The sequence below is a fragment of the Amycolatopsis sp. DSM 110486 genome (genome assembly GCF_019468465.1).
In the GTDB taxonomy this organism is placed as follows: domain Bacteria; phylum Actinomycetota; class Actinomycetes; order Mycobacteriales; family Pseudonocardiaceae; genus Amycolatopsis.
Genome location: NZ_CP080519.1, coordinates 4,166,781 through 4,181,010, shown reverse-complemented (window position 1 = coordinate 4,181,010; position 14,230 = coordinate 4,166,781). Strand labels below are relative to the sequence as shown.

11 protein-coding genes are annotated in these 14,230 nt (G+C 69.0%); 4 read left to right on the top strand and 7 right to left on the bottom strand.

Annotated elements, in window-relative coordinates; all coding sequences use genetic code 11:
* Positions 1-49 precede the first annotated feature (49 nt).
* Positions 50-1,642, bottom strand: a complete 1,593-nt coding sequence (locus K1T34_RS20275) for a metallophosphoesterase family protein (protein WP_255638606.1) — start codon at positions 1,640-1,642, stop codon at positions 50-52.
* Positions 1,643-1,763: 121 nt separating this feature from the next.
* Positions 1,764-2,975, bottom strand: coding sequence for a HupE/UreJ family protein (locus K1T34_RS20270; protein WP_220245807.1), 1,212 nt, complete (start codon positions 2,973-2,975; stop codon positions 1,764-1,766).
* Between the two features lie 181 nt (positions 2,976-3,156).
* Between K1T34_RS20270 and K1T34_RS20265 the strand changes: the two genes are divergently transcribed.
* Positions 3,157-3,810 carry a hypothetical protein gene (locus tag K1T34_RS20265; RefSeq protein WP_255638605.1) on the top strand — a complete coding sequence of 218 codons (654 nt, stop codon included), beginning with the start codon at positions 3,157-3,159 and terminating at the stop codon, positions 3,808-3,810.
* A 60-nt stretch (positions 3,811-3,870) separates the two neighbouring features.
* Here K1T34_RS20265 and K1T34_RS20260 read toward each other — a convergent pair whose 3' ends face one another.
* Positions 3,871-4,761 (bottom strand): SDR family oxidoreductase, encoded by an 891-nt coding sequence (locus K1T34_RS20260; RefSeq protein WP_220245806.1) that lies wholly within the window; start codon positions 4,759-4,761, stop codon positions 3,871-3,873.
* Between the two features lie 47 nt (positions 4,762-4,808).
* Positions 4,809-5,552: an SDR family oxidoreductase gene (locus K1T34_RS20255; protein ID WP_220245805.1), complete on the bottom strand. Its 744-nt coding sequence runs from the start codon at positions 5,550-5,552 to the stop codon at positions 4,809-4,811.
* Positions 5,553-5,843: 291 nt separating this feature from the next.
* Here K1T34_RS20255 and K1T34_RS20250 point away from each other — a divergent pair, with 291 nt between their 5' ends.
* Positions 5,844-9,221 carry a phosphodiester glycosidase family protein gene (locus K1T34_RS20250; RefSeq protein WP_220245804.1) on the top strand — a complete coding sequence of 1,126 codons (3,378 nt, stop codon included), beginning with the start codon at positions 5,844-5,846 and terminating at the stop codon, positions 9,219-9,221.
* 57 nt (positions 9,222-9,278) lie between these two features.
* Here K1T34_RS20250 and K1T34_RS20245 read toward each other — a convergent pair whose 3' ends face one another.
* The 3 genes from K1T34_RS20245 to K1T34_RS20235 form a co-directional block, all read right to left on the bottom strand.
* Positions 9,279-9,656, bottom strand: coding sequence for a DUF427 domain-containing protein (locus K1T34_RS20245; RefSeq protein ID WP_220245803.1), 378 nt, complete (start codon positions 9,654-9,656; stop codon positions 9,279-9,281).
* Between the two features lie 171 nt (positions 9,657-9,827).
* On the bottom strand, positions 9,828-10,199 hold the full coding sequence (locus K1T34_RS20240; protein ID WP_304504328.1) for a hypothetical protein: 372 nt from the start codon (positions 10,197-10,199) through the stop codon (positions 9,828-9,830).
* A gap of 22 nt (positions 10,200-10,221) precedes the next feature.
* Positions 10,222-10,587: a hypothetical protein gene (locus K1T34_RS20235; RefSeq protein ID WP_220245801.1), complete on the bottom strand. Its 366-nt coding sequence runs from the start codon at positions 10,585-10,587 to the stop codon at positions 10,222-10,224.
* A gap of 534 nt (positions 10,588-11,121) precedes the next feature.
* Here K1T34_RS20235 and lanKC point away from each other — a divergent pair.
* Positions 11,122-13,665, top strand: a complete 2,544-nt coding sequence (gene lanKC / locus K1T34_RS20230; protein ID WP_220245800.1) for a class III lanthionine synthetase LanKC — start codon at positions 11,122-11,124, stop codon at positions 13,663-13,665.
* Between the two features lie 32 nt (positions 13,666-13,697).
* On the top strand, positions 13,698-13,850 hold the full coding sequence (locus tag K1T34_RS20225) for a SapB/AmfS family lanthipeptide (protein WP_220245799.1): 153 nt from the start codon (positions 13,698-13,700) through the stop codon (positions 13,848-13,850).
* Positions 13,851-14,230 lie beyond the last annotated feature (380 nt).

The following is a 14,230-nucleotide window of genomic DNA, read 5'->3' as shown; positions in this document are numbered from 1 at the left end:
CAGGGGCGGTGCCGGCGAGCACCCGCCCCTGCCTGGTGGATCAGGCGAGTCAGCTCAGCGCGGTGAGCGTGGAGCCGAGCGTGCCGAGGGTCTGGCTCAGCCAGTGCGGACCGTCGTGATCGTCGTGACCGTGACCGTCATTGCCATGACCGTCGTCACCGTGGCCGCTGTTGTTGCCCGGCTTGTACGGGTGGATGACGACCTGGTCGACCAGGGAACCGACCTTGCCCGCGGGCGAAGCGCCCTCGTCCGGACCGCACCACTTGACGTTGCCGCGCTCGACGGCGGCGTTCGGAGCGGCACAGGTGCCACTGCGGACGTTCTCGACCATCAGCTTGTCGTCCCGCACCTCGACCTTGACATAGGTGCGCACGTGCTCCTGGTTCTCGACCGAGTTGGCCCAGTGGTTGTCCGGGTTGAGCGGGTCGGCCCCGTAGTTCGGGTCCTTCGTGGTGTCCGGGTCGGTGAGGTCGTAGTACTTCGACCCCGACGCGGAGTTCGCCGTCACGTAGACGACGCCGCCCGGACCCTGCTGGACCTGCGTGGCGCTCGGCTGCTCGGCCGGGTTGGCCTTCTTGCCGTTCTTGATCACGTAGCTGCGCGAGTAGCTGTGGTCGTGACCCTGCAGGACCAGGTCGACACCCAGGTTGGAGAACGCCGTCGGGAAGTCCTGGCGGCGCAGCTGGTTGTCACCGTCGTTGGCGTGGTCCGCCGGCGAGTAGATCGAGTGGTGGTACACGAGCACCGTGTACTTGGCCTCGCCGCCGTGCTTCTTGATCACGTCGGTGACGTAGGCGATGTGCGCCTCGTCCGCATTGTTGGCGTAGGCGTTGCTGTTCAGGTCGATGAACAGCACACCCTTGTAGGTGTACCAGTAGTCGCCACCGGAGTTCGTGTTCTGCGAACCGTTGTAAAACGGCGTCGAACGGTCGGTGTTCGGCGTCCAGAAGTGCTGCTCGTAGGCCTTGCCGCCGACGTCGTGGTTGCCGATGGTGGCGGCCCACGGGTACTGGCGCAGCTTGTCCGAGCCGAGGAACGCGTCCCAGTCCGCCTCGATGTTGGCGGACTCGACCTGGTCGCCACCCGACACGAGGAGCTCGGCCTTCGGGTTGGCGGCCAGCGACACGTTCAGGGTGTCGGCCCAGCCGGCCCCGTCCTTCGCGACATCACCCGACGAACCGATCTGCGGGTCACCGTAGAACAGGAAGTCGAAGTCGCCCTTGAACGACTGCGTCTTGAAGGAGTACGTCGGCGACCAGCCGTCACCGTTGCCGATGCGGTAGGAGTACGCCGTGTTCTGCTGCAAGCCGTCGAGCGTGACGTGCGCGTTGAACCCACCGTTGACCGCGTTGCTGCCAATGACCGCCGAGAACTTCTTGGCGTTGGTGGGGAACTTGCCGTGGTTGAGCCAGTTGGTCGGCACCAGTTCGACCGTCTGGTCGGCGTTGGTGTCGGTGTACCAGGACAACACGCGCTGCGATTCCTTGGCGCCGACACCGAGGACGATGGTGTTCGCCTTGGCCGGCGGGGTCGGCGTCCACGTGGCGGCAGTCGCCGAACCGTTGCCGAACGCGAGCATGAGGCTCACGCCCACCGTCGCGATGCCGAAGGCGAGGTTCCGCCCGGATCTGGAAGGTTTCATCGGATGTGCTTTCCCTTTCGGGTCAATGGGTCGGGAAGACCGATTGGTAGCGTTTCCGCCCATGATGTGCGTTAGGTGAACTTCGCCGGAAGGACGAGTGACCCACCCAGGAATTACGTGGTCAGCCCGCCGCGATGCGCTCCACGAACCAGGTGAGCCCCATCACTGAAACGGCCGCCGCGATGACCCCGGTCGTCCACTGTGGAGCGAAGGTCGCGCGGCGGCGGATCAGCACGAGAAGCGGGAAAACGATCGCGATGATCGCCAGCTGCACCGTCTCGATACCGACGTTGAACACGAGCAGCGACCACAGAAGTGTCCAAGACCACGCGGTGTCGATACCCAGGGCTGAAGCGAACCCGAGGCCGTGGCAGAGGCCGAAGCAGAACACCACAGCGAGCCGAGTCCACCCGGTGCGGTCGAGGCTGAAGTGGCCGTCGCCGGTGAGGTCGTCCTCGATGCCGTTGACCTTGCGCCGCCACAGCCGCCACAGCGGCCAGGCCGCGACCACGGCGATCGAGAGGGCGATGAGGGGCTCGATGATCGCGGCCGGCACCGTCACCAGCCCCAGCGCGGCCAGCACGAACGTGACGGAGTGGGCCAGCGTGAACGTGGTCGCCGCCAGCACGATCTCGCGCAGGCGCCGGGAGCCGGCGATGAGCGCGAGCAGGAAAAGGATGTGGTCGAGACCGGTGAGCAGGTGTTCCGCGCCGAGCCGGAAGAACTCCCAGAACCGCTCGCCGAACGACTGCTGCGTGGAGAACGACGGCTGGTGCGCGTCGAGGGCGGCGCTGCCCGAGGTCAGGTCGAGGTCGTAGGTGACGACGGTCTTGGTGTCGCGGACGTAACCCTCGGCATCAGGGAACAGTGCGCTGCGCACCTCGTGGGCATCGGCGCTGCCGCAGCGGTAGTCGAGGTCGAGCAGCGCGTAGGGCACACCTTCCCGCTGCTCCATGCGGAAACCGCCGTCTTTCGTTGGCGTGCAGGGACTTTCCGTGCTCACGTGGAAGCGTTCCGTCACATACTTGAGCACGGCGGCCGAATGGTCTTCGAGCGCCTTCGCCTGTGCGGCGGAATCTTTCGCGTCGAACGCCGCAGTGCCCTGCTTGAACAGCGGGTCGTCGTGCTCGTAGTCGGCGGCGGAGACGACCAGCAGGTCGTATTCGAGCCCCAGCTCCGCTCGCACCTGTCCGGAATCGGGCGAGGTGACGTCGGCGTAGACGACCGACGAAAACCCGTGCGCGGACGCGGTCGTGGTACCGAGAATAACCGTCAGCGCGGCGAACGCGAAAACTGTTGCCAGGCGGGCGAAGCGTCTGAGGGGGCGGGGCATGGACTTCCTCTTTCCGGTTGCTCGCCCGCACTTTGCTGGGCTCAGGCGAACAAACGGCAGAGGGCGGGCGAACATGCAGCGACCGGATTCCGACGGAAGAAAGCGGCGCACCGGAAACGGGCGGCGATCGGGTAGGAAGGAGACCGATCCGCGCACCACTGGCCCGAAAGGACGATCCGGCTTGCGTTCACGATTCGTGGTCGTCGGCGCACTGACGGCAGTGCTCCTGAGCGGGTGCGGCGCCACCGACGATTGGTCGGGACCACACCCCGCGCCCACCGCCGTCGGCGTGCTCGGTCAGGGATTCACCAGTACGCCACCGACTCCGGAAGCGACGATCACCCCGCGGCCGGGTTCGTGGGACGCCGTGCACCCGGCGCCGGGCTACCGCGTGGTGCTCCTGACCGCCGGCGACGACCCGCAGACGAAAACCCTGGTCGGCGCGGTCAAGGACTGGGCCGAGCAAGAGCAGGTGAGCCTCAAGGTCGTCACGGCCGACGATCCCGTCCGCCACACCGACAGCATCGTCGAGGCCATGAACCTCGCCCCGGACCTCATCATCACTGCCGGCAGCGAACTCGTCGACGCGATCACCGTGGTCACCGCCGGCCACCTCGACCGGCAGTTCCTCGTGCTCGGCGCGGAGATCGCGGAACCGACCGCCAACGTCACCGCCGCCAACTGGCCGGGCGCCACCTTCCGCGGCGCCGGCCTCATGACCGCCACGGGCGACGACCCGGGGTCCTTCACCCCGGAACGGGCGGCGGCGGCCGTGCGGGCGGGCGTGGCGAGCGTCCTGAGCGGACTGACGGGGATCGTCATCCGGCTGAAGTAGGTACGGCGAAGGGAGGGAAGCCGGGGCTTCCCTCCCTTGTGCACGGTCCCTTCCGGACGGTCACTTCCGGATCGTGAGCAGATCCGCCAGGTCGATGCGCTCGTAGAACTCGCGGTGGATGCGGTCGGCGACCGCCGAGACCTCGGCCGAACCGTCGTCGGACGGGTCGATGATCACGCGGTACGGACGTTCGCCGCGGGGCATGGCGACGATGCGGGCGATCTCGGCGGCGACCGAAGAGACGTCGGCGTCGGCCGGCTCCAGGGCGGCGAGCTTGCCCGAGACCTGCTCCATCAGGCCGGCGTACTTGGTCTCGTAGTCGGCGACCACGGCGTCGTCGGCCGGGCGGCCCGAGTGGGCGAAGTGGTTGGTGCCCGAGGTGAAGGCGCCGGGGACCACGATCGACGTCTCGATGCCCCACCGGGTCAGCTCGGTCGAGTAGCTGACGGCGAGGGCGTCCATGCCGGCCTTCGCGGCGAAGTACGGCGCGAGGTACGGCGGGGTGCCGCCCTTGACGCTGGAGCTGGAGACCCACACGACCAGGCCCTCGCCACGGCGGCGCATGCCGGGCAGCACGGCGCGGTTCACGCGCTGGGTGCTGAGCACGTTCACGTCGTAGAGTTCCGCGAGCTGTTCCGGCGTGAAGGCCTCGGCCGGGCCGGTGACCATGTGACCGGCGTTGTGGATCAGCACGTCGATGGTGCCTCTGTCGGCCTCGATCCGTGCGACAGCCGCGTCGATGGAGTCCTGCGAGTTCACGTCCAGCTCGATGGCACGCAGGTCGACATCGTGCTCCTTCGAGTAGTCGGCGACGGCCTGGACCTGCGGGGCGTTGCGGCCGGCCGTCTCGCGCATGCCGGCGTAGACGGTGTGGCCCCCCTCGGCCAGCGCGCGGGCGGTGAGGGCGCCGAAGCCGCTGGAAGCACCGGTGATGACGATGGTCTGGGACATGGGAGTTCTCCTTCGAACCAGCAGGCGGGTGGGGGTGAGCGGCGAGCTCAGATGGCTCCGCCGTTGGCGTAGATGACCTGGCCGTTGACCCAGCGGGCCGGGCCGGCGAGGAAGGCGACGGCTTCGGCGACGTCTTCGGGCACGGCGAGGCGCTCGAGCGGCGGGACCTTGGCGAGGCGGTCGATGACTTCCTGCGGCTTGCCTTCGAGGAACAGCGCGGTGGCGGTGGGGCCGGGGGCCACGGCGTTGACGGTGATGTCACGTCCGCGCAGCTCGCGGGCCAGGATCAGGGTGATCGCGTCGACCGCGCCCTTGGAAGCGGCGTAGGCGGTGTAGTTGTTCAGCGCCAGCTTGGTCACCGACGTCGAGAAGTTGATCAGGGCGCCGCCGGAGCGCAGCCGGCGGGCGGCCTGCTGGTCGACCACGAAGGTGCCGCGGATGTTGACGCGGTGCATGCGGTCCAGGTCGTCGAGCTTGAGCTCGGTCAGCGGGGCCAGGAGCATGATCCCGGCGGTGTGCACGACCACGTCGACCCCGCCGTAACGCTGCTCCGCGGTGTCGAACAGGGCCTCGACCTGGGCCTCGTCCGCCACGTCGGCCTGCGCCGAGCTCGCGGTGCCGCCGGCGGCGGTGATCGCGGCCACGACCTCGTCGGCGCGCTGCGGGTTGCCCGAGTAGTGCACCAGCACCTGCATGCCGTCCTTGGCCAGGCGCTCGGCCACGACCCGGCCGATTCCGCCCGACCCGCCGGTCACGATCGCGACACGCTGCGTGGTCTCGTTGCTGGTCATCTCAGTCTCCGTATCGTCGTTTCGCTCGATTGGTACCAACGTTACAGCTGAACTCGTATCCGCGCTAGAGCATTCCCGTATCAACGTTATGACCTAGGCAACACCAGCGCGTAGCGGGGCTTCTCACGGCTACCCCCGCTCGTGTGGTGCAACCCACGCGGCGTTTCGCCCGAATCGGAGCCGCCCGTTCCCTGCCGCATCCCTCGTCGCCGACGGCGCGACATCTTGTTTTCACCGGGCAGTGCTGGGGTGACGTGCGCACATCCCGGTGCACCCGAGCGAGGAGCTGTCTTGAAACGCAGTCGAAGAAGCAGCGCGGTGGTCGCCGCGCTGCTCGCGGGAAGCGTGGTCACCTCCGGGGCCGCCGGAACGGCGGAGGCGGCGACACCGAAGCCGTGGCTGCCGGCCACTCCCACGAACTGGAGCCTCGTCGTCGACCAGACGAAGACGACGCCGGTGACCGTCACGCGCGGCGTGACCCAGTACTCCGAGACCTACGACACCGTCGGCGGCCGCCAGCACACCCAGGTGCTCGACGTGAACCTCGGTGACCCGAACGTACGCCTCGGCGTGGTCGAAGCCGGCGACGTGATCACCAACCCGGCCGACGAGACGGTGAGCTCGATGGCCGCCCGCACCCACGCGGTGGCCGGCGTCAACGGCGACTTCTTCGAGATCAACGCCAGCGGCCGCCCGCTCGGCGGTGTGATCACGAACGGCAAGCTACTCAAGAGCCCGCGCCCGAACTTCAACGCGCAGCTCGGCGTGCGCGCCGACGGCACGATGGTGCTCGGCCCGCAGACGTTCTCCGGCTCGGTCACCGACGGTGCCACGAGCACTCCCCTGACCTCTGTCAACGTTGTCAACGACGTCGCGTCCGGCGGCATCACCGAGATCACCCCCGACCTCGGCGGCGCGACGGCTCTCCCGGCGAGCACGCTCGCGCTCGGGCACGAGACGAAGACGGGCACGTTCGTCGTCGACTCCGTGCAGACGGGCGTCACCGCGGCGCCGGCCCTGGCGAAGGGCCAGCTCGGCCTCCTCGGCGGCGGCGCGGGCGGCACGTGGCTGTCGACCACTGTCCACAGTGGAGACTCGGTGTCGGTCACGGCCGACACCGGCGGCCTCAAGCAGCTGCTGTCCGGCTCGACCATGCTGGTGCGCGACGGCGCGGTCTACAACGACCCGACCGGCAACCCGCCGGGCGGCGTCAACCCCGAGACCGTGGTCGGCGTGAGCAAGGACGGCAAGCACACGATCATCGCCACGCTCGACGGGCGCCTCGGTGCGAGCGCGGCACTGGGCGTTACGCCGGCGCAGGTCGCGGGCTACATGGTGGCCCACGGCGCGTACAACGCCGTGCTCTTCGACGGCGGCGGCTCCACCGAGATGGCCGCCCGCAAGCCGGGTGACCCCGCCGTTTCGGTGATGAACAACCCGTCGGACGGCCACGAGCGGCCCGTCGCCAACGGCCTGTTCCTCTACTCGACCGAGCAGGCCCCCGGCTTCGCGCGCACGATGGTCGTGAACGGCGGCAAGGGCGTGGACACGGTGCCCGGCGCGACCGTGCCGGTCCCCGCGTTCGGCCTCGACTCGCTCGGCAACCCCGCGCGCGAGAAGGCGTCCGTGCAGGTCGTGCCCTCGACGCTCGGTTCGTGGAAGGACGGCCAGTTCACCGCGGGCCACGCGGGCACCGGCGTGCTGATCGCCCGCGCGGGCATCGCGGTCTCCGTGCAGCCGCTGCGGGTCGTCGACCGGCTCGGGTCGTTGCAGATCTCCCCCACCGACCCGGAACTGAACAACGGTGGCACGCAGACGTTCACCTTGTCCGGCTCGACGTCCACGGGCACCGCGGTCGCCATCCCCGCCGCCGCGGCTTCGTGGTCGGTGAGCGACGCGTCGCTCGGCAGCGTCGACAAGTCCGGTGTCTTCACGGCGGACGCGGTGAACTCGGGCCTGGAGAAGGTGACGGCGAAGGTCGGCGGCGCCACAGCGACCGCGACCGTGGCCATCGGCAGCGTGTCGCAGGAGCTCAACGACTTCAGCGACCCGGCCGCGTGGAGCCTGCGCAACACCACGGGCCAGCCGGCCACGATGGTCGCCGCGCCGGGCGTCGTCCCGCCGGGATCGACGGCTTCGGCCTCGACGCAGCTGACGTACACGATGCCCGCGGGCTCCGGCGTGAAGCAGCTCGTGCTGTCGCCGAAGTCCACGATCACGGCCGGCGCCAACACCAGCGGTCAGAACCCGACCGGCATCGGCGTGTGGGTGAAGGGCGACGGCACCGGCATCCAGCTGGCCGAGTCGTACATCGGCATCGACGGTGCCACCACCACGCTGTACCCGACCACGGTGACGTGGCAGGACTGGCGCCTGGCCATCGCGACGCTGCCGCCGGGGCTGAACTTCCCGCTGCGGATCAGCTTCGTCGACTTCCTCACGATCAACCCGAGCCAGACGACGTCGGGCACGCTGAACGTGAGCGGTCTGCAGGCGCTGTACTCACCGCGTCCGCTGGTCACGCCGCCGTACCAGGCGATTCCGCAGAACCCGTCGTGGCTGAAGTTCTCGGAGAACGCCGCGGACTTCTCGCGTTCGGGCTCGACGATGCTGCTGGGCGACGACGCGCACATGGTGGCGAGCGACCCGGGTTCGGCTTCTTCGAACGTCATGGACACCATCAAGGGCCGGCTGCCGACGTTGCCTTCACAGGCACGGCCGTCTTCGGTGCAGGCACTGGGTGACATGTCGGACGACGGCGCGGTCGCCGACCTGCAGTACGCGCAGCAGAAGATCGCCGCGCTGGGCGTGCCGTACCACGACGTGGTGGGCAACCACGAGATCAGCCAGGGCGTGCTGCCGGAGAACGGCAACTTCGCCCAGGTCTTCGGCGCCACGCACTACCAGTACAAGGCCGGCGACGCGCAGGTGATCGTCACCGACAACGCGCACGGCAGCCTGCAGTCGTCGGACGCGTTCCAGTCGCCCGCCGAGGCGCAGTACCCGTGGCTGGTCAAGCAGCTCACGGACGCCTCGTCGCAGACCGTGCTGGTGACCACGCACATGCCGGCGTACGACCCGCACCCGGTGGCCAACAGCCAGTTCAGCGACCGGTGGGAAGCGCGCATGTACGTGCGGCTGGTGCAGCGCTACCAGCAGACGCACCCGGACAAGCACGTGGTGATGGTCTACGGCCACGCGCGCGGGTTCGCCGATCAGGTCATCGACCCGCTGGGCAACCCGACGTCGCCGGCCGCCGGCGGTATCCCGCAGCTGACGATCGCGGACCTCGGCATGCCGGCGTACGCGCCTTCGGACGAGGGCGGCATCTACCACTTCGTGCTGCTGCACACCGCTCGTGGTGACGTGCAGTTCTCGGTGGAGCCGGTGCTGTCGTCGATCGCGGTGACGGTGCCCGCTGCTTCGCTGCGGGTCGGTGCTTCGGTCAGTGCTTCCGCCACGGGCGCCGAGGTCGGCGGGGACAACCTCCCCACGGCCACCATGCCGATCGCCGATCCGGCTTCGCACGTGTGGTCGTCGAGCGACACTCGCGTCGCTTCGGTGGACGCTGTGACGGGGAAGGTCACGGCTCGCCGCGCGGGCACCGTGACGATCTCGGTGACCAGCGGTGGCGTGACGGGGTCGGCTCAGCTGACCGTCACCCGCTGAGTTCTGTTGCCGGGCGCGCTCCGTTTTCTCGGGGCGCGCCCGGCTTTTTTTCGTGGGTCAGGCGGGCAGTTCCTCGATCGAGACGCGGTCCGCGTAGAACGCGAGGTGGTCCCTGATCGGGGACACCGCGTCGTAGGGCTCCTCGTACGTCCAGACGGCGTTGTCGCCCGCGGAGCCGGCCGGGGTCAGAGAGTAGTAGGACGCGTTGCCCTTGTACGGGCAGTACGTGTGGTGCTCGGTCCGCGCGAGGGCTGCGAAGTCGACGTCCTCACGCGGGATGTACTGCACCGCCGGGTAGGTGGACTCGCGCAGCACCTGCGCCCGGGTCGTGTCGGCGATGACCGTGTCGCCCAGCTTCACGAGCACGCGCGCCAGGTTGACCTCGACCGTGATCGGGTGGTCGGGGCCGGGGATCTTCTGCGTGGGTTGGGCCATGGTCTCCTCGTTCCGCTACGGGTTCTCTTGGGTGACAACCACGAAGCGGTGCGGACCCTTCCCGGTCGCCTGGTCGAGGCGGTCTGGGACCCGAAGCGGCCCTGATCATCAGGGGATTTGTCCGGGTGCCGGAACCGGCGAAAGTAGCCGGGGAAACCGCGTTTCCGCAGCTCAGGCCGAGACTCGCTGGGGGGCCGTCCGCCACAGCCAGTACAGGCCGACCAGCGGCAGCACGAGCGGGATGAAGACGTAACCCTGGCCGTAGACCGACCACACCGTGGCGTCGGGGAAGGCCTGGCGGTCGAAGATGCTGAGGGTGCCGATCGTCAGCACCCCGAGGAACTCGACGCTGCAGGCCACGAGCGCGACGCGCCACCAGCGTTCGCCGCCTTTGGCGAGGGCGAAGGTCGCGAGGAGGTAGACGACGGCGGCGAAGGCCGAGAGCACGTAGGCCAGCGGCGCTTCGTGGAACTTCGTGCCGATCTGGACGCCGGCGCGCGAGGTCGCGGCCAGCGCGAAGATCGCGTACACCGCGACCAGCACCCGGCCCGGGCCCGTGGCCGTCTTACGCGCTTGCTCCACTCCACACCTCGTTCAGTCGCAGCACCATCACCGGGATGGCCAGGCAGGCGATGCCGAGCACGACCGTGCTCGACCGGCTCCGCTCGGCCAGCGCCCACACCGCGCCGACCGGCAGCACGACCAGGCAGCCGATCAGGTAGGCCAGGAACGTGGCGAGGCTGCCGGGCTTCTCACCGCTCGCGAGCAGCACGATGCCGACCACGAGCTGGGCGATCAGCAGCACCTCGACCACACCGAGCGCGACGAGCAGCGGGGTGTCCGGCAGGCGTTTTCGCGCGGCCTGCAGGAAGCTCCACAGCGCGACCAGCAGTGCGCACACCGCCACCGCCACCGCGAAACCGAGAATCACCCGTTCCTCCTTCTGCCGCGCTGGCCACAACGTACCCGCTGGCGTTTCCGGGGCTGTTCGCCGAGGGCCGCCGACGTGGCCGGCGCCACGACCGTCGGTCTCCTGTGGACTGAGCCGTCCCCCAGCTCCACGCTGCCGTCGAAATCGGGCACCGGAATCCGTTGATGGCATTCTGCCAATTTCACGGTACAGTTACTGATCCGGCCAAAAGTAGGCCGACCCCCACGCGGCACGTAACCGCCGCCACGAAGCCATTCGGCCGTGACTGTGGTCGGATCGGTAACGATCGGCAGAGTATGCCGCACTTCGCCGGACCTGCATGAACAATGCGACGAGCCGGGTGTTACACCACGACCGAGTGGTCGAGTAATCCGTGAAATCACACAGGGTCCCCGGTTTCGGACTTCGGCGGCACTTCTGTCTACCCTGATCAGCCCAGCCGAACCCCCGGGTTGGCGGATTGGCCTTTACACCTCCGGCGTGCGGGAATATTCCTCGTCAGGGAGTGCGGAAGTACGCGGAGGGTGCGGTTTCATGGACATGCGGTATGAAGCGTTCTGCTTCGCGGATCCGCTGTTCTTCGACGAACAACGCGAAACCGGAGCGCCCGCCGACGACTTCGCCGCCGGGCTGCCGGCGCCGGGACCGATGTGGACGGTGGGCACGCGCGGCATCTGGCGCGTGCTGCACCCGCAGGGCGTTGACCTGCCCGAACAGGGCTGGAAGGTCCACGTTTCGGCCGGAATGGACAATGCGGACCGCGTGCTGGCGGCAGTGCACGAGTACTGCGTGGACCGTCGCGTGGCGTTCAAGCACCTGCAGTCCCGGACCATCCTGCTGGCGCGGAATTCGAAATATGCACCTCGCGACGGAAGCGGCAAGTTGATCACGCTTTATCCGCTCGACGAGCGCGAACTGACACGGGTTCTTCAAGATCTTTCCGAGCGGCTGACTGGCGAACACGGCGCTTATGTACTCAGCGACCTTCGGTACGAATCCGGGCCGTTATACGTACGTTATGGCGGATTCGCCGAACAATGGGTGGAACACGACGGCACACGGGTGCTCGCGATCCGCAAACCCGACGGTACACCCGTGCCCGACCGGCGCGAGCCCGTTTTCTCGGTACCCGATTGGGTGAAGATTCCGGTGTGCCTGGACGCGAGCCTCGCCGCGCGCAAAGGCGGCGATCCGGGGCAGTTCCCCTACCGCGTGACGAGCTCCCTGCACTTCTCCAACGGCGGCGGCGTGTACGTCGCCGAGCGCAGGGCGGACGGGGCGGAGGTCGTGCTGAAGGAGGCCCGGCCCCACGCCGGGCTGGACCGCGAGCTGGTCGACGCCGTCGAACGATTGGAGCGCGAACACGAGGTTCTCCAGCGGCTGGCGGACGTTCCGGGCGTTCCGGACGCGTACGAGCGCTTCACCGTGTGGGAGCACCACTACCTGGCGATGCAGCGGATGCCTGGGACATCGCTGGGCAGCTGGCTCGCACTGCACTACCCGCTCACACGCCGCGACAGCACCGAGGCCGACCTGCTGGCGTACCGCGACCGGGCGCTGGGGGTGCTCGCGCAGGTGGAGCGGATCGTCGCCGACCTGCACGAACGCGGGGTGGTGTTCGGTGACCTGCACGCGCTGAACGTGCTGGTGGCCGACGACGACACGGTGTCGCTGATCGACTTCGAGATGGCGTTCGACGTCGCTTCGGGCTCGCGGCCGGCGTTGGGAGCGCCCGGATTCCGCGCGCCGGCCGACCGGCACGGGTTCGACATCGACCGGTACGCGCTGGCGATGCTGCGGCTGTGGCTGTTCCTGCCGTTGGCGACGCTGCTGGAGCTGGCGCCGGCGAAGCTGCGGGGTGCCGCGGAGTTCGCGCAGCGGCGGTTCGGGCTGGCCGACGGGTACGCGGACGAGCTGGTGCGGGTGCTGGGCGACGACCGGGTCGGCGGTCTAACCGAGCTCGACGAGGAGCGGCCCGACTGGACGCTGGTGCGCAAGCAGGTCGTGGAGGGTGTGCTGGCTTCGGCCACCCCGTCGCGACTGGACCGGTTGTTCCCGGGCGACATCGAGCAGTTCCGGGTGGGCGGCGCGTGTTTCGGCTTCGGCGCGGCAGGTGTGCTGTGGGCGCTGGACGTGGCCGGAGCCGGGCGGTTCCCTGAGCACGAGCAGTGGCTGCTCGACGCCGTGCGCCGCGAACCGCCCGCGCGGCCTGGGTTCTTCGACGGCAGCCACGGGATCGCGTACGTGCTCGAGCACTTCGGCCACCGCGACGCGGCTTCGGCAGTGCTGGCCGCGTCCCGGGCTCTGGTGGACCAGACCACCGACCACGCCTTCGAGGGCGGGCTCGCCGGGATTGCCTTGACGCAGCTCCACTTCGCGACTTCGCGCGGCGACAACGAGTACGGGCGGCAGGCGTTGGCGACCGCGGTGCGACTGGCCGAGACGTTGGAGACGGCCGCGCCGCCGGGGAAGTTCGCGCGGGCGGGCCTGTTGAGCGGGTGGTCGGGGCCGGCGTTGCTGTTCATCCGGCTGTACGAGCGGACCGGTGAGCCCGCGTGGCTGTCGTTCGCGGACCAAGCGCTGCGCCGCGACCTCGAAGAATGCGCCACGGCGGACGACGGCTCCCTGCAAGTCCGCGACGGTGAGCGTCGGACGCTGCCGTATGCGGGGATCGGCAGCGCGGGGATCTTGATGGTGCTGGAGCAGCTGGCGCGGGTTTCGCCTTCCGCTTTGGCGTGTTCGAGTCTGCCCGCGCTGCGCGAGGCGTGCCGCGGCGAGTTCGTGATCCAGCCCGGCCTGCTGCACGGCCGCGCGGGTCTGCTGGCGGCGCTGTCGTTCGCCGCTTCGCCCTCGGAGCGGGTTCGCTCGGCCATCGACCTGCACCTGGCGCGCCTGGCCTGGCACGCCATCCCGTTCCGCGGCGGCTTGGCCTTCCCTGGCAACCAGCTGCTGCGGCTGTCGACCGACGTCACCACCGGGAGCGCGGGCGTGCTGCTCGCGCTGTCGGCCCTGCTGGACGGCTCGGAGGTGCTGCCTTTCCTGGGCGCCACGCCGTCCCCCCACACCTCCGGCCGCTGATGGCCGGCGGAAGAACACGAGAAGGGATCACCATGGAACTGGTTCTCGACCTGCAGGCCCTGGAAGCCCCCGAAGCCCTCGAAGGCCACGGCGGCGGCCACGGTCACGGCCACGGGGCGCCGAGCAACCTGAGCCTGCTGGCGTCGTGCGCGCACAGCACGCTCAGCCTGCTGACCTGCCACTGAGTTAGCTGACCTACTGACCCTTCGATCCTTGTCGACCTTCTGACGGTCTTTCGGCGATTGGGTGCTCTCGGGCGCTTCGGCGTTCTGGGGTGCCTCGGTGCTCTCGGGTGCCCGGCGCTCTCGGGTGCTGTGGTGCTCTCGGGTGCCTTGCGTCGGGGCGTCACGGACCGGGTGCGGGAGCGGCGCAGGCCAAGTGCGCCGCTCCCGCCTCACCATTCTGCCCCGGTGCCGCGGGTTGGTCACCGGGTTCGCTGGGATCTGCCGCGCGATGGGCGGCAGGTTGGGCTGGTTGGGCTCGTTTGACGAGGAGTGAGATGCCCGGGTACGGAGCACCTTCCGACGGTCCCGTCGACGCGGTGCCCACCACCAGCCCCGTCGGC